Annotated in this window: 16 protein-coding genes; 14 read left to right on the top strand and 2 right to left on the bottom strand. The window is 65.4% G+C overall.

Annotated features, from left to right (window positions below; genetic code table 11):
• Positions 1-64 precede the first annotated feature (64 nt).
• From J8F10_RS00830 to J8F10_RS40510, 5 genes are all read left to right on the top strand, one after another.
• Positions 65-1,411 carry an ATPase gene (locus J8F10_RS00830; RefSeq protein WP_210651726.1) on the top strand — a complete coding sequence of 449 codons (1,347 nt, stop codon included), beginning with the start codon at positions 65-67 and terminating at the stop codon, positions 1,409-1,411.
• A gap of 118 nt (positions 1,412-1,529) precedes the next feature.
• Positions 1,530-2,405 (top strand): tetratricopeptide repeat protein, encoded by an 876-nt coding sequence (locus J8F10_RS00825; RefSeq protein WP_210651717.1) that lies wholly within the window; start codon positions 1,530-1,532, stop codon positions 2,403-2,405.
• A gap of 709 nt (positions 2,406-3,114) precedes the next feature.
• On the top strand, positions 3,115-3,396 hold the full coding sequence (locus tag J8F10_RS40515) for an ankyrin repeat domain-containing protein (RefSeq protein ID WP_210651709.1): 282 nt from the start codon (positions 3,115-3,117) through the stop codon (positions 3,394-3,396).
• A 66-nt stretch (positions 3,397-3,462) separates the two neighbouring features.
• Positions 3,463-4,797: an IS701 family transposase gene (locus J8F10_RS00815; protein WP_210651692.1), complete on the top strand. Its 1,335-nt coding sequence runs from the start codon at positions 3,463-3,465 to the stop codon at positions 4,795-4,797.
• A 156-nt stretch (positions 4,798-4,953) separates the two neighbouring features.
• Positions 4,954-5,379, top strand: a complete 426-nt coding sequence (locus J8F10_RS40510) for an ankyrin repeat domain-containing protein (protein WP_210651689.1) — start codon at positions 4,954-4,956, stop codon at positions 5,377-5,379.
• On the opposite strand, the gene J8F10_RS40505 is transcribed toward J8F10_RS40510, so the two are convergent.
• Positions 5,346-5,867, bottom strand: coding sequence for a cation:proton antiporter domain-containing protein (locus tag J8F10_RS40505; RefSeq protein WP_210651686.1), 522 nt, complete (start codon positions 5,865-5,867; stop codon positions 5,346-5,348). The two genes, J8F10_RS40510 and J8F10_RS40505, sit on opposite strands and share 34 nt — an antisense overlap.
• Before the next feature lie 277 nt (positions 5,868-6,144).
• On the opposite strand from J8F10_RS40505, the gene J8F10_RS00800 reads away from it, so the two are divergent.
• The 9 genes from J8F10_RS00800 to J8F10_RS00760 all read left to right on the top strand — a co-directional run bounded on the left by J8F10_RS00800 (position 6,145) and on the right by J8F10_RS00760 (position 20,543).
• Positions 6,145-7,671 carry a Gfo/Idh/MocA family protein gene (locus tag J8F10_RS00800; RefSeq protein WP_210651668.1) on the top strand — a complete coding sequence of 509 codons (1,527 nt, stop codon included), beginning with the start codon at positions 6,145-6,147 and terminating at the stop codon, positions 7,669-7,671.
• Positions 7,672-7,773: 102 nt separating this feature from the next.
• Complete coding sequence (locus tag J8F10_RS00795; RefSeq protein ID WP_210651666.1) at positions 7,774-8,796, top strand: prenyltransferase/squalene oxidase repeat-containing protein; 1,023 nt, start codon at positions 7,774-7,776, stop codon at positions 8,794-8,796.
• Between the two features lie 189 nt (positions 8,797-8,985).
• A complete protein-coding gene (locus tag J8F10_RS00790; RefSeq protein ID WP_210651664.1) occupies positions 8,986-12,099 on the top strand; it encodes a WD40 repeat domain-containing protein in 3,114 nt (1,037 codons plus the stop codon).
• A gap of 115 nt (positions 12,100-12,214) precedes the next feature.
• A complete protein-coding gene (locus J8F10_RS00785; RefSeq protein ID WP_210651662.1) occupies positions 12,215-12,487 on the top strand; it encodes a WXG100 family type VII secretion target in 273 nt (90 codons plus the stop codon).
• Positions 12,488-12,591: 104 nt separating this feature from the next.
• Positions 12,592-13,233: a hypothetical protein gene (locus J8F10_RS00780; protein ID WP_210651660.1), complete on the top strand. Its 642-nt coding sequence runs from the start codon at positions 12,592-12,594 to the stop codon at positions 13,231-13,233.
• A complete protein-coding gene (locus tag J8F10_RS00775) occupies positions 13,234-13,455 on the top strand; it encodes a hypothetical protein (RefSeq protein ID WP_210651658.1) in 222 nt (73 codons plus the stop codon).
• A gap of 30 nt (positions 13,456-13,485) precedes the next feature.
• Positions 13,486-17,400 carry an FtsK/SpoIIIE domain-containing protein gene (locus J8F10_RS40170; RefSeq protein WP_210651656.1) on the top strand — a complete coding sequence of 1,305 codons (3,915 nt, stop codon included), beginning with the start codon at positions 13,486-13,488 and terminating at the stop codon, positions 17,398-17,400.
• A 101-nt stretch (positions 17,401-17,501) separates the two neighbouring features.
• Positions 17,502-18,659, top strand: coding sequence for an NAD(P)-binding domain-containing protein (locus J8F10_RS00765; RefSeq protein WP_210651654.1), 1,158 nt, complete (start codon positions 17,502-17,504; stop codon positions 18,657-18,659).
• 114 nt (positions 18,660-18,773) lie between these two features.
• Positions 18,774-20,543, top strand: coding sequence for a prenyltransferase/squalene oxidase repeat-containing protein (locus tag J8F10_RS00760; protein ID WP_210651652.1), 1,770 nt, complete (start codon positions 18,774-18,776; stop codon positions 20,541-20,543).
• A gap of 170 nt (positions 20,544-20,713) precedes the next feature.
• On the opposite strand, the gene leuS is transcribed toward J8F10_RS00760, so the two are convergent.
• Positions 20,714-23,476, bottom strand: coding sequence for a leucine--tRNA ligase (gene leuS, locus J8F10_RS00755; RefSeq protein WP_210651650.1), 2,763 nt, complete (start codon positions 23,474-23,476; stop codon positions 20,714-20,716).
• Positions 23,477-23,571 lie beyond the last annotated feature (95 nt).

Here is a 23,571-nt window from a genome sequence, read left to right as displayed (position 1 = left end):
GCGTCCGCTCTCTTGCGGGCGCGGCCGAACCCAAAGCAGAACAAACACCGAACACGAGGGACACATGTCGTTGAGCCGGCAAGCGATGGCGGACTGGGACGGCAACCCGGCGCCCGAGGCCCCGCTGTTGCCGGAATCGCTCAAGGAGTCCGGGCTGACGCTCGGGTTCATCTGCGACATGCTGCTCCGCACGATCTACACGCGCGGGGTGATGGTCGGGCGCGACCTGGGCCAGTACCTGTGCCTGCCGTTCAAAGTGATCCGCGAGCCGCTCAAGTTCTTGAAGGACGAGAAGTTGATTCAGGTGGACGGGGGCGACCTCGTGGGCGAGGTGAGCTACCGGTTCAGTCTCACGGACCTCGGGCGCGACCGCGCGAAGGCCGCGATGGACCAGTGCGCCTACGTCGGCCCGGCCCCGGTGCCGCTCGAGGACTACGTCGAACAGTGCTACCGGCAGACCGTGACCGGGCTCCAGTGCTACCCGGAGGCGCTGAAGGCACCGTTCGGGCACCTCGTGCTCAAAGAGGAGATGTTCAACAACATCGGGCCGGCGATCATCAGCGGCCGGAGCGTGTTCATCTACGGCCCCCCGGGCAACGGGAAGACCGCGATGGCCCGCGCCATCGGCGACTTCATGAACACCGCGGGCGGCTCGATCTACATCCCCTATGCGTTCGTCGCGGACAACAACATCATCACGGTGTTCGACCCGTCGCTGCACGTCATCGACGACACCGCGACCGAGTTCGGCGACGACTCCGACGCGACCGTGCGCAAGCTGCTCTCGACCGGCGCGGTCGACCAGCGCTGGGTGCGCATCCGGCGCCCGGTCATCGTGACCGGCGGCGAGTTGAACCTGCAGATGCTCGACCTCCGGTACAACGCCGAGGCGAAGTTCTACCAGGCCCCGATCCACTTCAAGGCCAACGGGGGCGTGTTCCTGATCGACGACTTCGGGCGCCAACTCGTGAGCCCCAAGGACCTGTTGAACCGGTGGATCCTGCCCCTGGAAGACCGGCACGACTTCCTCACCGTGTCGAGCGGTAAAAAGTTCCAGGTGCCGTTCGAGCAGCTCATCATCTTCAGCACGAACCTGGACCCGAAGGCCCTGGTGGACGACGCCTTCCTCCGCCGCATCCGGCACAAGGTGGGCATCCAGGCCCCGCAGCGGGACGTGTACGACCGCATCTTCGCGTCGAACTGCAAGCGCCTGGGGATGAACTTCGATGCGGCCGCGGTGGACTTCTTGTACGAGCGATATTACACCCGCGGGCGCGTGCCGCGCGCGTCCGACTGCCGCGATTTGTTGGAAACGGTGCAGTCGATTTGCCGATACAGACGGCAACCCGTGCACCTCACGCGCGACCTGATGGCGGAGGCCTCGGCCAGTTTCATTGCCGAATTCACGTGAAATCGAGTTTCGTGTTCCGCGGCCCGGCGTTCGTGTCTGATTGTGCGGCACCCCGCGCGTCCACGGACCCGTGAAACGTACCGCTCCGAGCGCGAAACACTCAATACCGAGGTAGGTCATGGACGGCCGAAAGTGTCTGAAATGGTTCACATACGGCTGCGTGCTCGCGGGCGCGGTCGGGTGCAACCGGAACAACGTGCAGCCGAGCCCGTTCGGGCAGATGCCGAACACCAACGGCGCAGCGGCCACGCTCCCGACCCCCTCTAGCGGCAAATCCATGTGGGGCGGGGGCGGCTCCAGTGCCGCGCCCACGGTCCCGGTCGAAGTCACGCCCGCCGTTTCCAACAAGCCGGCGTCCGCAGACGCGCTGGTCGCGATCTCGGACGTGCGCCTCGACGCGGCGTTCGACGAGAAGACCGTGCCCGGGAGCAAGGAGGGGCTGCTCGACCTGGCCCGCGAGGGGTACCAGAAGGCGCTGAAGCAGGAACCGAAGAACAAGAACGCGATGCTCGGCATCGCCCGGTTCTACGCCAAAATTGGCGAGAAGGAACGGGCGATCGAGGCGTACAAGAAGTACCTGACGCTCTACCCGAACGACGCGAACGTGGCCCACGAGATCGCGATCACCCACGCGCGCTGGAAGGACTGGACCGGCGCGTGCGCGTGGTGCGACTTCACGCTGAAGATCGACCCGGAGAACCGCAACGTCAAGAAAACGAACGGGTTCTGTCTGGCCCGCGCCGGGAAGTGGGACGAGGCGTTCGCGATGCTGTGCCAGATCATGCCGGAAGCCCAAGCCCGGCACAACCTCGCGGGGCTGCTCGACCACATGGGCCAAGCGGACGCGAGCAAGATGCAGTTGCAACTCGCGGTGAAGGCCGACCCGAACTATGCCCCGGCCCGAGACTTCCTCGCCGAACTCGACCAACCGCGCACCGCCACCGCGGACCCGAACGGCTTACGACAGGCCGGCGAGTTCCAGCCCGCTCCGTGATAGCGAGTCTTGTACCGCACCGCACAACGACACGGCCCGGCGCAACTTGCGCCGGGCCGTGTCGTTGTGCGGTGTCAGCGCAATGCGCCACACACAACCGGCGCCAGATTTTCGTTTGCAGCGATTGTAGCTGTCGGGATGCCGTTGGCCATGTACTCGGTTTTGCCTTTGGCGGTGCTGGAGGACGAGACTCTGGGAACATCTGGCCCGAAAGATACCGTCTGAACTCGGGATTACATGCTACCTTCGAGACGAAAATCGCCAAAATCCTAAAAGACAAGCCGTCATCAAGAATCTGCATCCGCCAATCCTTTACATTTGGGAGCAACCAATACCCATCGGCCAACATCACTACTATACAAATGGTGGCAAGATCGAATGAGACGAGACCCTGTAACATTCAATAATGACGAAGATTACACGCACGATAGCTAAGTAAATTTCGCCAATTTAAATCATCAATGCCATAAAACACACATGGACAACTTCCGAGCAATATTGCATAGCATGCGATCATGCAATATCAATGCACGAGCAGCCACGCGAGGGCCGGGACCATAGCCCCCAATCATCATTCACCAAACAATTGCCAATAAAATTGGTAAAAAATTAGATAAATAAAATTAACAACCAATCTATAGAGCCACTACTTTACGCTGCCATTCGCTCCGCCGGCGAAGCACAATCGGAAGATAATTATATTTCTCAAGTGCAAGCCGCTCTTGTAAACAGCCCGGCTCTTATCAATGCGGCCGAACAAGAAACCGGCAACACACCACTCCACATTGCGGCACGGCACAACCTTCCTGGGATCACTGGCTTATTACTGCGACAGAATGCCGATCCCAATCGAACCAACCGAGAAGGGGCGACCCCATTTGACTACCTGATCGCCAGCCAAAGCTATCACATTGAAAAAACGCTGTCGGAATTACTCTGTACTTTCCGCGAAGTTATAGGCGGTTGGCGTAAGTTGTGGGGTCGGGAGTAGACGAGTGCCGGCCCGTCCGGGAGGATGGCGTTACCACACGACCTCCCGACCCGAACGGACGCGGCCATGCCATCTTCGCATACTCCGGCCCCTCGGTGCCACTGGTTTTCAACCCTGGCCAAGGCTCTGGACCCGCGGTCCGGGCGGCGGCTCGCGGTCCTGTTCCTCGGGATCATCCTGACCCGCGGGCGCCGCACCCTCGCGGGTTGGATCCGGGCCGCCGGGCTGTCGCCCCAGTACCGCCGGTGCTACGCCACGGCCGCGGCCGTGGGGCGCCGCACCGAGCGTATCGCCATGCGGTTGTTGGTCGAGGTTCTCAAGCCCATGGTGGCCGGTGCGCCTCGGGTGGTGCTGGCCCTCGACGACACCCCGACGGAGCGGTACGGGCCCAAGGTTCGAGGGGCCGGGGCGCACCACAACCCGACACCCGGGCCGGCCGGGGGCCCGTTCGTGTACGGGCACGTGTGGGTGGTCCTCGGGTTGTTGGTGGGACACCCCCTCGGGGGGATTGTGGCCCTCCCCCTGTTGGCCCGCCTGTACATCCGCCGCAAAGATCTCGGGGCCATCCCCGGGCCGGACCGGCCCGAGTTCGCAACCAAGTTGGTGATGGCCGTGGACCTGGTCCGGTGGGCCCACGGGTGGCTGAAGACGTGGGGCCGGGCCGTGTGGGTGGTGGCCGACGGGGCGTACGCCAAGGCCCCGGTGCTCAAGGCCCTACTCGCGCTCCGGGTGACCATGGTGAGCCGGCTCCGCAAGGACGCGGCCCTGTGGACGGTGCCCCCGGCCCGCGATCCGAGCGCCCGCGGGCGGCCCCGCGTGTACGGGGAGCAGCGGGTGTCGCTCGCCAAGCGGGCCGGGCACAAGGGCGGGTGGACCACGGGCACGTTCACCCTGTATGGGAAGCCCGTGGAGAAGCGGTACAAGACGTTCGAGGCCACGTGGCGGCCGGCCGGGGGCACGATCCGGGTCGTCCTGGTGGACGAACCCAAGGGGTGGGTCGCGTTCTTCTGCACGGACCCCACGGCCTCCGTGGCCGACATCCTGGGCCTGATCGCGGACCGGTTCTCGTTGGAAACCTGTTTTCGAGATCTCAAACAGGTCGCGGGCGCCGGTCACCAGCAGGTACGCGGGGTCGCGTCGAACGTGGGATGCTTCCACCTGTGTGCGTGGTCCCTCACGCTCACCGAGGTGTGGGCCTGGAACCAGAAGGCGGATGAACTGGTGGCCCATCGGGCGGCCTCCCCGTGGGACGATCCGAACCGGCGCCCGAGCCACGCGGACAAGCGCCGGGCCTGGCAACGGGAGCTGCTGGCCGAGGAAATTCAGGCCGTTGTGGGCGAGCACCACGACCCCGCGAGAATCCGCGCCCTCGCGCACCGGTGCCTGGATCTGGCTGCTTAAACGCTATAAGTTCGCGGAAAGTACAGATTACTGTCACATGGCACACACATATGGCCCCCTACAGGCAAAATCAACCCTATCGATCTAGCAATTTACACGAGGCCGCCGTATGTAATCGAGCCAATTGTCTCGCTCCTAATCAATCACGGAGTTTTGATGACGTTATTTGCGGCAGTGAAGCTATCTCGACCTGACGACGTTGGCACCGCGCTCATGCGCGGGTTGCCAAATAAAGATGACTGGCCGAGCCCCCGCGATATACTTGATGCCGCGCTGAGCGCAGCCATTCACGACGTTGAGAACGGGAACGCGCGGGAAATACTCGAACAACTTCTCGGGGCCGGGATGGACCCGAACGATCGCACTCCAACATTAGGCCGCAATTACCTTCACGAGGCGTGCGCCAATGGTGCCCCAGCTGAAGTTGTCGCAACTTTGGCCCCCTACATTCATAATATTAACGAGACAACTACTGACGGCAAAACGGCCCTCGACCTTTGCGCAGATTACCCACACACTTCACCAAATGTAATTCGCTACCTCGCCGATCACGGTGCCCAACGAAGTAGGTTCTCTGGGTGAGTGTCATCATTCAGTGATCTGTGAAGCTTTAGGAGGTCAACAAGGAGCCGATCAGCAGTGCCCGACCCACTGGTATCCCGCGAGGCGGCCCACGAGACCCGCTCCGAGTGGGAGAGCGAAGGTGAGCGCTCCGAACCCGGCGGGCCAGCCCAGGTTTGGTTAAACAGAACAAGATCGATCTCCAACCCAGCGAAGACCACCAGCAGGAGTTTGCCGATCTCGGCAAAAAAGTGGGCCACCTGTCCGCTCTTCGGGGCCACCGGGAGGCAGTACGGACCGAAGATCACACCCGCTGCTAACAGCCCAACAACGGCGGGGAGCCGAGCCCGACGGCACAGCGGTGTGACGATCGCCAGCGCGGTGGCGAATCGGGCCGGTATCGGCGTGTGCCTCGTAGCGTCGAGAGCGGTGGCGAACGTGGGATGTTGTCGCGCGCAGCGCGCCCCGTGAGACGTCCGTGAATGGGGCGGGGATGGGTCCCTTTTCACCACCGGCCGGTGGCACGAACGGACCGGTCACGGCCTGTGTTTCAGACCGTGACCACGGGCATGTTGCGCGGTGGGAGAAAATAGAATCATCGGAGCACCCGCGGCACGTTCGCGACCCACGTCCCCGTACCGATACGTTCCACCACCGAAGCACCACACGCACTTCTGGAAGCGCGTTGTTGCTTCGCCCCCGCGCGCCCGATTAAAGTGGGTGGACGTTGTCCGCGCTCGAACTCTCTCCTCCTCATGTCCGGCCCGCGGGCCGGGGAAGCTGCCAATGAGTCTCTTCAACCGACGCGAGTTCGTTCACCGTTCCGCCCTCATCGCTGCTGCCGCGGCTGCCGGTTCGGTGGGCCGCGCCGAAGACAAGCCCGCCGCGGCCAAAGCGAAGGCACAGGCCGACAAACTGCGGGTCGCGGTGGTGGGTGTCCACGGGCGCGGGATGAGCCACGTGTCCGGGTTCCTCGGCAAGAACAACTGCGAAATCACCACCGTCTGCGACTGCGACGAGGCCGTTATCGGGAACGCGATGCGGGCCATTGAGGGCAAGCAGGGCAAGGCCCCGCAGTACGAAAAGGACATCCGCAAGGTTATCGAGAACAAGGACATTGACGTGGTGTCGATCGCGACGCCGAACCACTGGCACGCGCTCATGGCGGTGTGGGCCATGCAGAACGGCAAGGACGTGTACGTCGAGAAGCCCGCGACGCACAACGTCCACGAAGGCGCGATCATGAGCGCCGCGGCCCGGAAGTACAAACGCATCTGCCAGGTCGGTACCCAGAGCCGCAGCAACCCGGGCATGCGCGACGCGATCGCCTACGTCCGCAGCGGCAAACTCGGGACGGTCGATCTCGCGATCGGGCTTTGCTACAAGCCGCGCAAGAGCATCGGGGACGTGGGGCTGAAGACCGGCGAGCAGAAGCCCCCCGCGACGATGGACTACGACCTCTGGTGCGGCCCCGCCCCGCTCAAGATGCCGAAGCGCAACAACCCGAACGACAAGTACGGCACGGTCCATTACAACTGGCACTGGATGTGGGACACCGGCAACGGCGACCTCGGCAACCAGGGCGTCCACGAAATGGACAAGGCCCGCTGGGGCCTCGGCAAAACGACCATGCCGAACAGCGTGTTCAGCGCCGGCGGGCGCTTCGCGTACACCGACGACGGCGAAACCGCCAACACGCAACTGTGCGTGTTCGACTACACCGACGCGAAAATGATCTTCGAGGTGCGTGGGCTGGAGACGAAGGACTACAAGGGTGCAAAGGTCGGGAACATCTGGGTCGGCACCGAGGGCTACGTGGTGTGCCCGAACTACGCCGGCGGGATCGCTTACGACAAGGCCGGCAAGGAAGTCACGCGCTTCGGTTGGGGTAAGGACAACAAGGGCAAGGAGGCGTTCATCGGCGACGACCAGCACCACTTCGACAACTTCGTGAAGGCGGTGCGCAGCCGCAAGGCCGAGGACCTGAACTGTGAGGTCGCCGAAGGTCACCTCTCCGCGTCGCTGTGCCACCTCGCGAACATCAGCTACCGGCTCGGCGCTGAACAAGCCATCGGCAAGGACACGAAGGTGAGCGGCGACAAGAACGTGAACGAGTTCTTCGCCACGATGCTGGCCCATTTGAAAGCGAACAAGGTCGATGTGGACGGCGCGGTGGGGCGCTTCGGGCCGACGCTTTCCATTGACACGAAAACGGAGAAGTTCCTTGGCCGCGACAAGGCGCTCGCGGACCGGGCCAACGCGATGCTGTTCCGCGAGTACCGCAAGGGCTTCGAGTTGAAGGAGATCGCGTAACGCCGGGGTAACGTCCGCGGGCGCGACCGTTGGCCGCGCCCGCGTGCCGCGTCTCAAGCGGGGGCCGGCGCCCCCGCTCGCTTTTAACCCGAGGGGCTCTCCGTGCGATACACCTACTTCGTTCTCTTACTGTGCGCGGCACCGGGCACAGCGGCCGACTTCCCCCAACCCGCGCCCACGCGGTCCGACGAGCCGCTCGCGAAACAGTTCTCCCCCGCGAAGGCCGCCGAGTACCTCGACGGGGTCGGCGTGAACTGGACCCGCGACCGCAACTGCATTACGTGCCACACTAATATGCCCTACCTGACCGCCCGCCCACTGCTGAAGGGCGACGCGGGCTGGAGGGAGGTGCGCAAGTACCTCGAAGCCGATGTCACGAGCTGGTCCGCCGGCGGGAAGCCGAAGGGCGAGGCGTACATCGTGGCAACAGCATTTGCGCTCGCGTTTAACGACGCGCAGCAAACCGGCACGCTTCACACCACAACCAAAACTGCCCTCGATCGCATGTGGACGGTCCAGCGCACGACCGGCGACTGGAAGTGGTTGAAGTGCGACTGGCCGCCCCTCGAACATGATGACTACTACGGCGCGGTACTCGCCGCGCTCGCAGTCGGCTACGCGCCCGGCGACTACGTCAAAACCGAAGCGGCAAAAGCCGGTGTCGAGAAACTGAAGGCGTACCTGAAGAAGACCCCGGCGCCCGACCTCCACCACACCGCGATGCTGCTCTGGGCTTCGACAAAACTCGACGGCCTGCTCACGGCCGAAGAGCAGAAGAAAGCGGTCGCGTCGCTCCGAGCGAAGCAGCGCAAGGACGGCGGGTGGTCGCTCCCGTCACTGGGCGAGTACAAGCGGCGCGACGAAAACAAGACCCCGAACGACCCGGGCGCGGACAGTGACGGCTACGGCACCGGCTTTGTCACGTTCGTGCTCCTTCAGGCCGGTGCTAAACCGAACGACCCCGCGATCACGAGCGCGACGAAGTGGCTGAAGGCCAACCAGCGCGCGAGCGGCCGGTGGTACACGCGCTCGCTGAACAACGATAAGGCCCACTACATCGCCAACGCCGGGACCGCGTTCTGCGTACTGGCTCTGAGCGAAGCCGGCGAGAAAGTGAACAAGTAGCAAGGGGCGCGCCCCCCCTCTTCTCCCGGAATCACTGGCACCGTGCGCACTCATTGAAGAGGCGGGCGGGGCGCTCGCGGTCCCGGGAGAAGGGGGCCACTTGTTACGTTCGCCCGGGTGAACCGTCTGTGTATACTGATCCCCGTTGGTCCGCAGCCACCTGCGCCTAGCTCCGAGTGTGAGGCCGCCATGTCTCGTGTCGTTCGACCCGCCGTGTTGATGCTCCTCGCCGGCGCGCTCGCGGTGCCGCTCGTGGCCGCGGAGCCCACCGGCCCCACGGCCGACGAGGTCAAGGCGCTCCGCGAAAAGTTCCAGGCCGAGCGCGAACAGGCCCTCAAAGCCAAGTTCCCGGCGGACACGCTCGGGAAGGCCGACGACCTCGCGAAGCGCGCCGAGGACGCCGCGAAGGGCGAGAACTTCAAGGCCGCGCTGCGGAACCTCCGCGACGCGCGCTGGCAACTGCCGTACCTGCCGCCCGGTCTCCCGCCGCACGTCGCGCGTGTCCTGGGCGAGTCCCGGATGCGCCAAGCGGACCGCGTGAACGCCCTCGCGTACAGCCCGGACGGGCTGCTCCTGGCGTCCGCGAGCCGTGACTTCAACGTGAAGGTCTGGGACCTGGGCAACGGGCGCGAGGTCGCGACCTACCGCGGCCACGTCGACCAGCCCGACGATCCCACGCGCGCCAGCACCAACGTCCTCGGGACGACCGACGTCGTGTTCCACCCGAAGGAAAAGGTGATCGCGTCGTCGAGCGGCAACCAGGTCCACACCTGGGAGCCGACCACGGGCAAACCCATCAAGACGCTCGTGAACCTCGGCAAGACGGACAAGCCCATCAAGGCGCTCGCGTTCAGCCCGGACGGGAAGCTGCTCGCGATCGGTTCGGAGGACGGCGTCCTGCGGGTGATCGATTTCGATACCGGTAAGGCGGTCTACACCAGCCCGTCGCGCAACGTCCGCATCGAGCGGGTCGCGTTCAGCCCGAACGGGAAACTGGTCGCGGTCGGCGACAGCAACTCGCAGATCGCGGTGTACGTGCCGCAGGCCAAGGCCAACCAGATCGCAATGGGCGTGCAGGGGGTGGACACGCTCGAGGTCATGGGCGTCGCGTTCGGCAGCGACGGCGCGAGCGTGTTCTCCGGCGGGCGCGACGGCAAGGTGCGCCTCACCGCCGGGCCGGGCCCGGACGGTACGAGCGCCGGCAACACCGCGACCAAGCTCCGCGACTTCATCGGGCACTCCGGACCCGTGACCGGCCTGGCCGTAACGAACGACGGCAAGTTCCTCGTCACCAGCAGCGAGGACAAGACGGTGCGCGTGTGGGACGTGACCTCCGGGAAACAGCTCCGGTCGTTCCAGGGGCACATGACGAAGGCCACCGCAGTGGCCGTGCGCGGCGACGGCAAGCAGGTCGCGTCCGCGTCCGATGACGGCGCCGTGCGCGTGTGGGATCTGAACACCGTGGACGACCACCGGGCGATGAAGGAGTCCGCGGAGTCGCTGTGGGCGGTCGCGGTCTCGCCGAACGGGAAGCGCGTGGCCGCGGCCGGGGCGGACAAGAAGGTCCGCGTGTACGACCCGGAGACCGGCAAACTCGAAGCGACGCTCGACGCGGGCGCCGCGATGACCGCGCTCGCGTTCCTCCCGGACAGCAACCTGCTCGTCGCGGGCGGCGGCGACAAGATCGTCAAGGTGTGGGACGTGAGCGGGAAGAAGGTCGCGAAGGAACTGGCCGGCCACAACCTGGCGGTGCTCGCGGTCGCGGCGAGCGAGGACGGCAACCTCGTGGTGTCCGGCTCGGCGGACGCGACCGTCCGGGGATTCGACGCGGCCGGCAAGGAAGTCTGGAAATGGGTGTCGCGCAAGGCCGCGTGTGCCGTTTCGGTTCGTAGGGGGGGCCGGCACGTCGCGGTCGGCATCGCGGACGGCGGGCTGGCGATCCTGGACGTCACCGGGAGCACGCCGAAGGAACTGTCCGCGCAGGGCGCGCACATGGCCGGGACCACCTGCGTCTGCTACAGCCCGGACGGGAGCCGGCTCGCCAGCGTCGGCGGCGACGGGGCGCTGCGCGTCTGGTCCGTCGGCGAGACCGGCACACTGGCCCAGCTCGTAAAGTTCGAGGGCCAGGTGGTGCCGAACAGCGCGACCGGGTTCTCGCCGCTGTCCACGGTCTGCTTCAGCCCGGACGGGCGGTTCGTCGCGGCGGCCGGGGCGGACGCGGTCGTGCGCGTGTGGGACGTGCAAACCAAGACCGAGGTCCGCGGGCTCCGCGGGCACACGGACTGGGTCACGTCGGTCGCGTTCAGCCCGGACGGGCGGTTCGTCGCGTCCGTCGCCTCGGAAAAGGACAACGCGCTCCGCGTCTTCGAGCTCCCGCCGCTGGACGGGGCGAGCGCGGCCGGCGGGCACGTGCTCGCGGTGAACGCGGTGGCCGTCAGCCCGAACGGGAAGTTCGTGGCCACGGCCGGCACCGATCAGACGATCAAGATCTGGGACGTCGCGACCGGCAAAGAAGTGGCCACGCTCGTCGGCAACGCGGACACGCCGTTCGCGATCGCGTTCCTGGGCAACGACGGCGTGGTCATGGGCGGGCGCGTCCCGACGGGCACCGTCGGCCGGCTCCACTTCTGGGGCACCACCCCGCCCCGCGCGGGCGAAGCGGTCCCGACCGGCGAAGTGTACACGGTGGTGGCCTCGGCCGACGGCGCGAAGGTCGGCGCGTGGGCCTCGCGCCAGTCGGTCGGCGAACTGAAGAACAACACTTACGAACTCTACGACGCGAAGGGCAAGCCGCTCGCATCGGTTCCCGATACGAACCGGGACGTCCGGTCGGCGACGTTCACGCCGGATCTGGCGTGGGCCGTGGCCGGCGACAACGCCGGTACCGTCCGCATCTTCGATCTGGCCAAGAAGGAACGAATTAAAGGCGACTGGGCACTGTTCCAGCGCGGCTTCGCGGACCTCGGCGTCACCGCCGACAAGAAGTACCTCGTCGGGGTCGACGACGAGGGGCTGGTGAAGATCGGCGACATCGAGAAGCGGGACGTGATCGCGGACGGTAAGGCACACAAGACCGGCGTGCGGTCGCTGATCGTGTCGCCGACCGGCAAGACCTTCGTCACCATCAGTAACGACCGCGAAATCAAGGCGTGGTCGCTGACCGAGTTCAAGGACAAGAAGATCGCGGAGCTCCGCACGTGGGCGGTGCCGGTCGCGATCAACGGGGCCGCTTACACCCCGGACGGCAAGTCCGTCGTGACCGCCAACGCCGACGGCACCGCGTATGTGCTCGAGCTGCCGTAACCGGCCCCGGCCAAACGTGAAACCCCACGGCCGCGCCAACACATTTGGCGCGGCCGTGGTATTATGGAGTAGCCGCTCGCGGCCCACACGTCATTTGCACGAAGGAGTTCGCGCCATGTCGCAGGCCATCGTGGACCCCGCCGAAGTGCGACGGTTCGCCAGCAACTTGAAGCGGTTCAACGCCGACATGCAGTCCGCCCTCGCCGGGCTCCACGGCCAACTCATGGCCCTCGGCGACAGTTGGCGCGACCAAGAACACGACCGCTTCCGGCAAGAATTTGAAGCCACGATGCTCGTCCTGGAGCGCTTCTTGGAAGTGTCCGGTGAGCACATCCCGTTCCTTCTCCGCAAGGCCGAGCGGATCGAAGAGTACCTGTCCCAACGATAGCCTTGTCCCAAGTCGTAAAGTCGAAGGTCGTACAGTCGAAAACCTCCTCGTGGCTTTCGGACCTTTCGACTTTACGACTCGACGACTTTCGACGGAAGCCGACCATGTCCGCAGACGTCCGCTCCATCGCCGCGGTTATCGACTGGCACGCGGCCCTCACCAATTACGGTGACGGGCTGAGCGAGGCGATGGCCGGCGTGGACCTCGAGATCCACCGCGCGTTCGACTGGCTCGGCGAGCAGCTCGCGCGCTGGCAGCGGGCCGTGCGCGACTGCGAAGAAGAGGTCGTGCGCGCGAAGGCGGAACTGGCCCAGCGCAAGTTCCCCACCTGGGACGGGCGCGACCCGGACTGCACGGTGCAAGAGAAGGCCCTGCGCCTCGCAAAAGCGAGGCAGGAGCACGCGGAGGAGAAGGTCGAAACCGTGCGCCGGTGGATCGGTCGGCTCCCCAAAATGGTCGACGAGGTGTTCACGGGGCCGTCGCGCCGACTCAAGTCGATCCTCGAAGCCGACCTACCCAATTCCCGGACCGAATTGACGCGCCGCATCGGGGCACTGGAGAGTTACGCCGGGCTGCGCCCGGATTACGCGCCGGGGCCGAGCGCGAGTGCGGCGCCGATCACCCCCGCCGCTCCCGCGAAAGGCGTGAGCGAAGAAACCCCAGCGGAAGCAACTGCGGGTGAACCGAGCACAAGTGAAACGAGTTCGGCGCCGTCTCCCGAAGGCGGCGCGCGGGAGGGGGAATAAATGCGATTCGGTGCCACACGCAGCCAGATTTATGATGCGCAAAAGACCGCCCGCGCGAAGTGGAACGAGACGTTCACTTCGTGGGACGACACCGTCCACCAGGAACACGAGGAGCGCGTCGTCGAACCGCTCGACCGCGCCGTGAGTGACGCGCTGCGGGCCATCGACCAGCTCGCCGTTCTGTTCACGCAGATCCGCCAGGAGTGCGAGTTCGGGTCGTGAGTCTCCCGAGTTCCCACTTCCGCGTTTATCGTGCGCACGATCTCTTCGCCCGATTACGGTGCCGCCATGTCCGACAACCTGTTCGATCGCCAACGGTCCGCCCTCGCGCGCCTCTCCGAAGCGGCCCGCGCCCGGGCCGCCTCCGAAGCCGAACTCACCGCCGCGTTCGAGACCACGAGCGAAAAGGCCGAGCGCGAGGTGTTGCGCGCGAGAAAGGGCCACGCCGCCGCACTCGAAAAGGGGGTCGGCGAACTCGACGCCGAGCGCGCCGCGATTCAGGAGCGCATGGCGCGCGAATTCACGGTCGAGCAGGTCGCCAACGAGCGCAACCGCGACGACCGCCGGAAGCTGACTACGGACCGGTTCAACACGGCGCAAAAGAACGGCCAGACCAAGTACGACGAACAAATTTGGAGCCACAACACGCTGTACGAAGCGGGCGAAAAGACCGCGAAGGAGCAACTCGACACGCTCCAGCGCAAGGCCGCGGCCGGGCGCGAACAGGTTGATGCGCTGTGGGCCGAGGCCGAACCGCTGTTCAAGCGGGGCCGCGTTTCGCGCGCGGAGGTCGAGTTCGCGGGCGAACTTCCCGAACCGACGGACGACGACCCGATCAAGCGGATGAACAAGTGGCTCGCCTCGGCCGAGGAGACCATCGCGAAACTGCGGGCGAGTCGCTTACCGGGTCTGGGCCGCTTCGGTGGGTTGCTCTTCTTCCTCGCGCTCGCGACCGGCATCGGCGCGAGCACGTTCTCGTTCCTCCCCGCGGACACCGCCCTTCCCGCCACCGCTGGCATCGGGGTTGCGCTCGGGTTGGCGTTGTGGCTGCTCGTCCGGTCGCTCGGCCGGCAGTCCACCGTTCGGCAGGGTAAGGTGATCGCCGAGCGCCTCGCGGAGTCCGCGCGCTCGTGCCAACTGCTCGCCGACTATGCCTCCGCCGAGTTCGTGGCCGAGATCAAGCGCCTCCGCGAAAAACACGCCCGCGAGCGCCAGAAAACGGACGAGTACTACGTCCCGCTACTGGCGACCCAGAAGAAGCAGTTCGAGGAGGAACTGGTTCGGATCGACTCGGATTTCGCGCTCGGCGCCGAACGTATCCGACGCAAGCGCGTCAGCGAGACCCAAGCGACCGATGAGAGTTACCTCGCGAAGAAGACCGAGATCGAGACCCGTCTCGGCGCGGAATTGGGTGCCGCAGAACAGTCGTTCGGCGAGAAAATGGCCACCGCGACCGCCGTCCGCGACGATGCGTGGAACGCGATGGCGGACCGGTGGAACGGCACAACCAACGAAGTCGCAAACACGTTTGGCGAGCTGCGAACCGCGGGCGCGTCTACCTTTCCCGCTTGGGACGAATTCGCCGCCTCACGCGCGCTTGCGAACCAGGTTCCGGCCGGGGTGCGGTTCGGCGAACTCAACGTCGACCTGAACGCCATCACGGACGCGGTCCCCACCGACGAGCGCCTCGCCGCGCCCGCGGCCCTTTATGGCGCAATTCCGGCGTACCTCCCCTTCCCCGACAAGTGCTCCGTGCTGTTGCGCTGTCGCGACGAGGGACGCGCTGCGGGTGTATCCGCGCTTCAGTCAATGATGCTCCGGTTCCTTACGGGACTACCGCCGGGCAAGGTGCGGTTCACCATCGTCGACCCCGTCAGCCTCGGCGACAACTTCGCCGCGTTCATGCACCTCGCGGACCACGACGAGAAGCTGGTCACGTCGCAAATCTGGACCGAACCGCGCGACATCGAACAGCGCCTCACGGACCTCACCGACCACACCGCGAGCGTGATCCAGAAGTACCTGCGTAACCAGTACAAGTCGATCGAGGAGTACAACAAGGCGGCGGGCGAAGTGGCCGAGCCGTACCGCGTGCTGGTGGTGGCGAACTTCCCGAACAACTTCACCCCGGAAGCCGCAAAGCGCCTCGTGAGCCTCGCGAACAGCGGTCCGTCGTGCGGCGTCTGCGTTCTCGTGACCGCGGACACGAAGGCCGCGATGCCGCGTGACTTCAACCTCGCGGATTTGGAAGCAGCCAGTTACACACTCGCGTGGAAAGAAGGCCGATTCGTACCGAAAGACCCGGCCCTCGCACCGTTCCCGCCCGCACTCGACAAGCCGCCGGAACCCTCGACCGTGGCCGCGCTCGTTCAGCGAATCGGCAAGGCGAGCAAGGAAGCCGTCCGCGTGGAGGTGCCGTTCGAGTACATCGCACCGAAGCCCGGCGACGTGTGGACCGGCAGCGCCGCGAAGGGATTCGAGGTAGCCGTCGGGCGCGCGGGTGCCACTCGGAAGCAGCTCTTCTCGCTCGGACGCGGTACCGCACAACACGCCGTCGTCGCGGGGAAAACCGGGTCCGGTAAATCCACGCTGCTCCACGCACTGATTACGAACCTCGCGCTTACGTACAGCCCGGACGAAGCGGAACTGTACCTCATCGACTTCAAGGAGGGCGTCGAGTTCCAGTGGTACGCGACTTACCGCTTACCGCACGCCCGCGTCGTCGCGATTCAGAGCGAGCGCGAGTTCGGGTTGAGCGTGCTGCAGCGGCTCGACGGCATCCTGCGCGAGCGCGGCGAAAAGTTCCGCGACGCGGGCGTAAACGATTTGGCCGGTTACCGCGCCGCGAAGCCGGACGAAAAAACGCCCCGCATCCTGCTCGTGATCGACGAGTTCCAGGCTTTCTTCACCGAGGACGACAAACTCGCACAAGAAGCCTCTCTCTTGCTCGACCGGCTCGTCCGGCAGGGGCGCGCGTTCGGGCTGCACGTGCTACTCGGATCGCAAACGCTCGGCGGCGCGTACTCGCTCGCCCGCAGCACCATCGACCAAATGGCCGTCCGCGTCGCGCTCCAGTGTTCGGACGCGGACGCGCAGCTCATTCTCAGCAAGGACAACACCGCGGCCCGGTTGCTCTCGCGGCCCGGCGAAGCGATCTACAACGACCAGAACGGGCTCGTGGAGGGGAACGACCCCTTCCAGGTAGTGTGGCTCGCGGAAGAGAAGCGCGAGCAGGTACTCGAAGACCTGCACAAGCGCGCCGGGGACCGCTGGCCCGCTCCGCTCGTGTTTAGCGGGAACACCTCGGCCGCGCTCGCGAACAACCGCGTCCTGGCGAAGCAACTCGCGGAACCCGCACCGGTCAAAGTCCCGACTGCGTGGCTCGGCGACCCGGTCGCGATCAAGGAACCGACCGCCGCGATGTTCCGCGCACACGGCGGCGCGAACCTGTTGATGATCGGGCAGAGCGAAGACGCGGCCCGCGCGCTGTTCGTGTCCTCGGTGCTGAGCCTCGCGGCACAGTTGGTAAGACCTACCCCCGCTCCCACCTTCACCATTCTCGACGGCACGCCCGACGACGCGGACGAGGCCGAGTACCTCCGCAAGTTCGCGGAGCAATTGCCGAACGCGACCTGCCCGAACCGGATGGGGCTTCCCGCAGCGCTCGCGGAACTCGCAAGTGAGGTCGAGCGCCGACAGAAGGGCGAAGCCGAGCGGTCACCGCGGTTCGTGCTGATCTTCGGCGTCCACCGCTTCCGCGAACTCCGCAAAGCGGACGACGATTTCAGCTTCGGTCGAAGGGGCGAGCGCGAACCGACGCCCGCCGAGCGTCTCACCACGATTCTGCGCGACGGCCCGCTCGCCGGGGTCCACGCGATCGTGTGGTGCGATTCGCTGGTGAACCTGAACCGCGCGTTCGATCGACCGCTGGTGCGCGAGTTCGCGATGCGTGTGCTGTTCCAGATGAGCGCGACCGATTCCAGCACGCTCATGGACGCGCCCACCGCGTCGAAGCTCGGCCGGCACCGCGCGCTGTACCTGCAAGACGAGCAGGAGCGCCCGGAGAAGTTCCGCCCCTACGGGCTCCCTCCGGCCGAATGGCTGAACGCGGCGTGCGACGCGCTCCGCGCGCGACTCACGTTGCAGGCGGAACCGGCCGGAGTGTAACCTTTCCTGTCGAACGGCCGGCGCGAGCCGGCTGGTGACGTGGCCAACAATGCCATTTTCACCAGCCGGCTCGCGCCGGCCGTTCGACAGGAAGAGGGAACATGCTCAAAACTCAATCCCTTCGCATTGCAATTATCGGCGCGGGACCGATCGGAATCGAAGCGGCACTGTACGCGAAGGCGTGCGGGTTCACGGTCGCGGTGTTCGATCGCGGACCGGTCGGCGAGCACGTGCGGCGCTGGGGCCACGCACGAATGTTTACGCCGTTCGGCATGAACGCGACGCCTCTCGGCCTCACCGAAGTACGGCGCGAAAAAGGGTCGCGCTCGATACCCACAGAACCCGATCTCCTCACCGGGCGCGAGTTCCTCGATTTCTACCTGCTCCCGCTCGCGGAATCCGAAACGCTCCTCGAATCCCTCAACCTCGAAGCGGCCGTGCTGCAAGTCGGGCGCGCGGCGGGTGTGAAGAAGTCGGAAGTCGCGGAGCGCCTGCCGTTCCGGTTGCTCGTGCGCGACGGCGCGGGCAAGGAGCGCATCGAAACCGCCGACGCGGTACTCGATTGCACCGGCACGTACATCACGCCGTACCGCCTCGGCGACGGCAACATCCCCGCCGTGGGCGAACTGGCCGCGCGTCCGCACATTGCCTGGGGGCTGGAAGACATTTTGGGCGAGAAACGCGCGCACTACGCGAACAAGAGCATCATCCTCGTGGGCGACGGGTACTCCGCGGCCTCGGCCATTTGTGCCCTTGCGACGCTCGCGGAAGAAGCGAACGACACCTGGGTGTTCTGGCTCACGCGCGGCCCGCGCGGACAACCGCTCCCGCGCATGCCCAACGACCCACTGAAAGAGCGCGACCGCCTCGCAACCAAAGCGAACTCTCTCGCGACCCGGTGCGACGGCCACCTGGAGTTCCACCCGCAAACCGTCCTCGACGAGGTTATCTGCCACGGACCGGATCAGGGCTTCCGCGTGGCCGGGCGGAGCAACGGCAAGCCCGTCTCGTGGGAAGTGGAGCGCGTGATCGCCAACGTCGGCTACCGGGCCGATTTGCGCATCAGTGACGGGCTGCGCGTGAATGATCCGATCGGCCTCCCTGAAACCGGCGAGTCGAATTACTTCATCCTCGGCGCGAAGAGTTACGGGCGCAACTCCGGGTTCCTCCTGCGCGACGGCTTCGACCAGATCCGCCGCGTGTTCGCGACGCTCACGGGCAACGCGCGCCTCGACCACTACGCGAAGAAAGCCGCGTGACCCGTTTCGCCGGCTCGTGCGCGCTCGCCCCGGGTTGCCCTTGCGATCGGGGTGAGCGGTTCGGTACAGTTCTTCGCTCTTCCGCACTGACACGGCAGGAAAGGACTCCGCACCGTGAAACCCCCGCATTTACTCACCGATAATTCTCTCTCCGAGCGCGACGCGGCCTGGTTCGAGGAACTGGCCGGCACCGGTGCCCGCGGGCGCGCGGCACTGATCGCGTGCCAGGAGCCGGACGGCCACTGGCTCGGTGAACTCGAAGACGATCAGAACCTCGGCGCCGAACTGGTTCTTCTACTCGCGTTCCTCGGGCGTGCCGACGACCCACGCATCCCGCTCGCCGCCAATTACCTCTTGAAGCAGCAACAGGCGACCGATTCGTGGGGCGACGTCGGCCCATCCGTGCGGTCGTACTTCGCACTGAAGATCGCGGGCTACACGGCAGACGAGCCGCAAATGCAGCGCGCGGCCAGCGCGATCCGCGCACTCGGCGGCGCGGAGGCGAGCGACGCACTCACACGCTTCTACCTCGCGATGCTCGCTCAGATTCCGTACTCCGTGTGCCCGACGGTGCCGGTTGAGACGGTCCTCTTACCGAAGTGGCTCCGCGGCATCGGCGCAACGCCCGCGTGGGAGCGGCCCGTTCGCGTCGCGCTCGGCGTGATCCGCGCGCACGAGCCCGTCACGCCCCTTCCCGAGGCGATGCACGTCGGCGAACTGTTCGTTCGGTCCCCCGAAGCCCGGCACGAACGGCGCGGGTTCGGGCCGCTCCGCCGGCGCGCGGTCCGCGCTGCGGCCAACTGGATTCGCGCGCGATATTCCGCAGCCGGCCCCGGCACGCGGTTTCGAGCGCTGACACTGAACGCGGTCGTGCTCAAGTGCCTGGGTGTGCCCACCGACGATAGCGAAATGCGGTGGGTGTTGAAGCAACTCGGCGCCCTGTGCGTAGTCGATGGCGACACGCTCCGCGTGCGCCCGTCTGAATCACCCGTGCGCGATACGGCGTTGTCACTCAGCGCCGCGAGTACGGGAACAGGGAACGGTTCGGCGCGAGGCGAATCGGCCGCGCAGTGGCTGTTAGAGTTCGAGACTCGGAACGCCGGCTTCACGGACACCGATAGCACGGCGCTGGCGCTGATCGCGCTCGCGCGAAGTGGTTACGCGCTGCGCGAAACGTGTAACGGGGCGGTGTGCCGGGCGCTCGACTTCTTGTTGGCCATGCAGAACCGCGACGGCGGATGGGCCGCGTTCGACCGCGGGCTGAGGGCCGACCCGAGTTGCCCCGCGCTGACCGCGCGCGTTCTCGAAGCACTCAGCCACTTCGGGTTCCGTGCCGGGCAACCGCCGGTCGATACGGCCGTAGCGTTCGTACTCAGCCACCAGGAAGTGAGCAGCAGTTGGCGCACCCGCTGGGGCACGAATCCCCTCGCAACAACGAGCCAAGTGCTCGTCGGACTGCACGCGGTCGGGTTCGACACATTCGCGATCCCGCTGCGCCGGGCCGTGCGGTGGCTGAAAGAATCTCAGAACGCGGACGGCAGTTGGGGTGATTCAACCCCTACCGAAACCGCATGGGCGCTGCTCGCGTTACTCGCGGCCGGTGAAGGCGAAAGCGCCGAAGTGCGCGCGGGAGCGGAGTTCCTCGTCGGCACGCAGCACGCAGACGGCTCGTGGACCGAGAGCGCATTCACGGGCACCGACTTCGCGCACGGTAGCAAGCTCAAGAGCGAGCTGTACCCGATGTGCTTCCCGCTAATGGCGCTCGACCGCTACCTCGCGGACCGCATCGAGCCGGCGGAAGCCCCGAAGGTGCTCACGCGAACCGACCTCGGGCACCAAACAGGTGGCCCGAAGGTCTATCGGCACACACTCGCAGAAATGTAGAAGGGCACAGAAATGCACAAGAAAGCACAGGGCTCCCGCCCTGTGCTACAAACGCCGGCCTCTCCGGGGCAAAGGCATTGCAGGCATTGGTCTTCGCCCCGTAGGGGCCGTCTGACGTAGCACAGGGCGGAAGCCCTGTGCATCCGCGCCCCCCCTGTGCGCGCTGGTGCTCACACCACGACGATGTTCACCAGCTTGCGCGGCACGACCTTCACCATCTTTACGGTCTTCCCGGCGATCTGAGCTTTCACCGCCTCATCCGCCAACGCGGTCGCTTCCAGCGCGGCGTCATCGATCTCCGCCGGCACCTTCAGCACGGTCTTCTTCTTCCCGTTGATCTGCACCGGCACGTCGATCTCGTCGGCCTTCACCAACTCTGGGTCGAACTTCGGCCACGGCTCGTAGGCCAGCGTGTTCGTGTGCCCCAGCGCGCGCCACAACTCTTCCGCGACGTGCGGCGCGTATGGCGCGAGCAGCAGCACGAACGGGTCGAGAATGCTGCGCGGGCGCGTTTCCAGTTTGGTCGCGTGGTTCACAAACTCCATCATCGCGGAGATCGCCGTGTTGAAGCTCAGCCCCTCGGTGTCTTTACCGACCTTCTGAATGGTCCGGTGCAGCACGCGGAGCGTGTCGCGGTCCGGTTCCACGTCCTTCACGGCCGCGTGCAGTTTGAAGTCCTCGCCGTCATCGACGATCAACCGCCACGCCCGCGTCAGGAACCGGTACACGCCCTCGACGCTCTTGGTGTTCCACGGCTTTACTGCTTCCAGCGGCCCCATGAACATTTCGTACAGGCGCAGGCTGTCGGCGCCGTACTCTTTCACGATGTCGTCCGGGTTCACCACGTTCCCGCGGCTCTTGGACATCTTGTGCGCCCGCGCCTCGACCCGGACGCCATTGTCGCCCTTGAGCACGAACGTTGGTCCTTTCTTCTCGACTTGCTCTTCGGTAATGCGCACCGGTTTGAACGTAGACTGGCCTTCTTCGGCCAGATCTTTCTCTGCTTCCTTCACCTCAGCGGACGAAATCCACTTGCCGTCCTTCTGGTACGCAGTCAGTTCCATTTCCCCCAGAATCATGCCCTGGTTCACCAATCGCTGGAACGGCTCGGGGCACGGCAGGTAGCCGCGATCGAACAGCACCTTGTGCCAGAACCGCGCGTACAGCAGGTGCAGCACTGCGTGCTCCGCGCCCCCGACGTACAGGTCCACGGGCAGCCAATATTTCAGCTTCGCAGGGTCGGCGAACTCGGCCCCGTTCTTGGGGTCGATGTAGCGCAGGAAGTACCAGCACGACCCGGCCCACTGCGGCATGGTGTTGGTTTCGCGTTTGTAGTTCTTCCCGCCGATCACCACGTTCACCCAATCCGTCGCCTTCGACAGCGGGCCTTCGGGCGTGCCGGTCGGCTTGAAGTCTTCCAGGTCGGGCGGGACCAGCGGCAGCGCGCTCGGGGACAGCGCGACCAGACCGCCGTCCTCGCCGTGCAGCACCGGAAACGGCTCGCCCCAATAGCGCTGGCGGCTGAACAGCCAGTCGCGCAGCTTGTAATTGACTCTTCGCGTGCCGATGCTGCGCTCTTCCAGCCACCCAATGATCTTCGGCTTCGCTTCTTGTGTGGGCAGGCCGTCCAGAACACCGGAATTGATGGCGACGCCTTCTTCGCAGTACGGCTCCTCCAATTCGTTCAGCGAACTGCCCGTCTTCTTCAGCCACTCGTCGGTCGGTTTCACAACGGTGATGACGGGCAGCCCGAACTGCTTGGCGAACTCGAAGTCACGTTCGTCGTGCCCCGGCACGGCCATGATCGCACCGGTGCCGTAGGTCGCCAGCACGTAGTCTGCGATCCAGATCGGAATCCGCTGATCGTTGACCGGGTTGATCGCATATGCGCCGGTGAACACACCGGTCTTCTTCTTCGCGGTTTCGGTGCGCTCGAAGTCGCTCTTGCGGCTCGCGGCCTGTTGATAATCCTGAACCGCCTTCTGTTGCTCTGCGGTTGTGATCTTCGGTACTAGCGCGTGTTCGGGCGACAGCACCATGTACGTAGCGCCGAACAGCGTGTCCGGGCGCGTGGTGAACACGGTGATGGTTGCGGAGTTGTCGGCCAGTGCGAAGTGGGCCTCCGCGCCCTCGCTCTTGCCGATCCAGTTGCGCTGCATCTCCTTGATCGAGTGCGACCAGTCCAGCGGCTCCAGGTCTTCCAGCAGTCGCTCGGCGTAAGACGTGATTCGCATCAACCACTGGCGCAGCGGTCGGCGCTCGACGGGGTGCCCCCCGCGCTCGCTCTTACCGTCAATGACTTCCTCGTTCGCCAGCACGGTACCCAGCGCCGGGCACCAGTTCACCGGTACTTCCGCTTGATACGCGAGGCGGTGGCTGTCTTGATATTTGCGAACCTGTGCGTCACCCTGTTTCCGCACGCTGTCGGGAATCGGCAGTTCGGCAATGGGGCGCCCCTTCTTCGCCGCCGAGTCGTACCAGGTGTCGTAGATCGTCAGGAAGATCCACTGCGTCCAGTGGAAGTAGTTCTGATCGGTGGTGTCGACTTCGCGGTCCCAGTCGTAGGAGAAGCCCAGCGATTTGATCTGCCGGCGGAACGTATCGATGTTATTCCGCGTGGTGATACGCGGGTGAACGTTCTTCTCGACCGCGTACTGTTCGGCGGGCAGCCCGTAGGCGTCCCAGCCCATCGGGTGCAGGACGTGGAAGCCGTTCATGCGCTTGAAGCGCGCCAGGATGTCGGTCGCAGTGTACCCTTCGGGGTGGCCGACGTGCAGCCCCGCGCCGCTCGGGTACGGGAACATGTCCAGGATGTAGCACTTCTGCTTGCCCTCGGTCCCCGGTTCGCCGGGGTCGGGCGTGCGGAACGTCTTGTTCGTTTCCCAGAACTGCTGCCACCGGCGCTCGACATCGGCGGGATGATAACTCGGCATCGCTTGGCCTTTATTGCTTGCGGCGGACGGCGTCCGCTCTCGACAGAGTGAGTTTGGCTTATGTGCGGGGGAAATCCGCGTCCATAAGGGACGCC

Origin of the sequence: Gemmata palustris (genome assembly GCF_017939745.1) — a bacterium.
Lineage (GTDB): Bacteria > Planctomycetota > Planctomycetia > Gemmatales > Gemmataceae > Gemmata > Gemmata palustris.
Note: the sequence above shows the minus strand (reverse complement) of the source record. Positions and strands in the feature narration are given on the sequence as shown.

Coding starts and splice junctions, on each gene's coding strand:
- J8F10_RS00830 (WP_210651726.1), top strand. CDS start 65: ATGTCGTTGAGCCGGCAAGCGATGGCGGACTGGGACGGCAACCCGGCG.
- J8F10_RS00825 (WP_210651717.1), top strand. CDS start 1,530: ATGGACGGCCGAAAGTGTCTGAAATGGTTCACATACGGCTGCGTGCTC.
- J8F10_RS00815 (WP_210651692.1), top strand. CDS start 3,463: ATGCCATCTTCGCATACTCCGGCCCCTCGGTGCCACTGGTTTTCAACC.
- J8F10_RS40510 (WP_210651689.1), top strand. CDS start 4,954: ATGACGTTATTTGCGGCAGTGAAGCTATCTCGACCTGACGACGTTGGC.
- J8F10_RS00800 (WP_210651668.1), top strand. CDS start 6,145: ATGAGTCTCTTCAACCGACGCGAGTTCGTTCACCGTTCCGCCCTCATC.
- J8F10_RS00790 (WP_210651664.1), top strand. CDS start 8,986: ATGTCTCGTGTCGTTCGACCCGCCGTGTTGATGCTCCTCGCCGGCGCG.
- J8F10_RS00785 (WP_210651662.1), top strand. CDS start 12,215: ATGTCGCAGGCCATCGTGGACCCCGCCGAAGTGCGACGGTTCGCCAGC.
- J8F10_RS00780 (WP_210651660.1), top strand. CDS start 12,592: ATGTCCGCAGACGTCCGCTCCATCGCCGCGGTTATCGACTGGCACGCG.
- J8F10_RS00775 (WP_210651658.1), top strand. CDS start 13,234: ATGCGATTCGGTGCCACACGCAGCCAGATTTATGATGCGCAAAAGACC.
- J8F10_RS00765 (WP_210651654.1), top strand. CDS start 17,502: ATGCTCAAAACTCAATCCCTTCGCATTGCAATTATCGGCGCGGGACCG.
- leuS (WP_210651650.1), bottom strand. CDS start 23,476: ATGCCGAGTTATCATCCCGCCGATGTCGAGCGCCGGTGGCAGCAGTTC.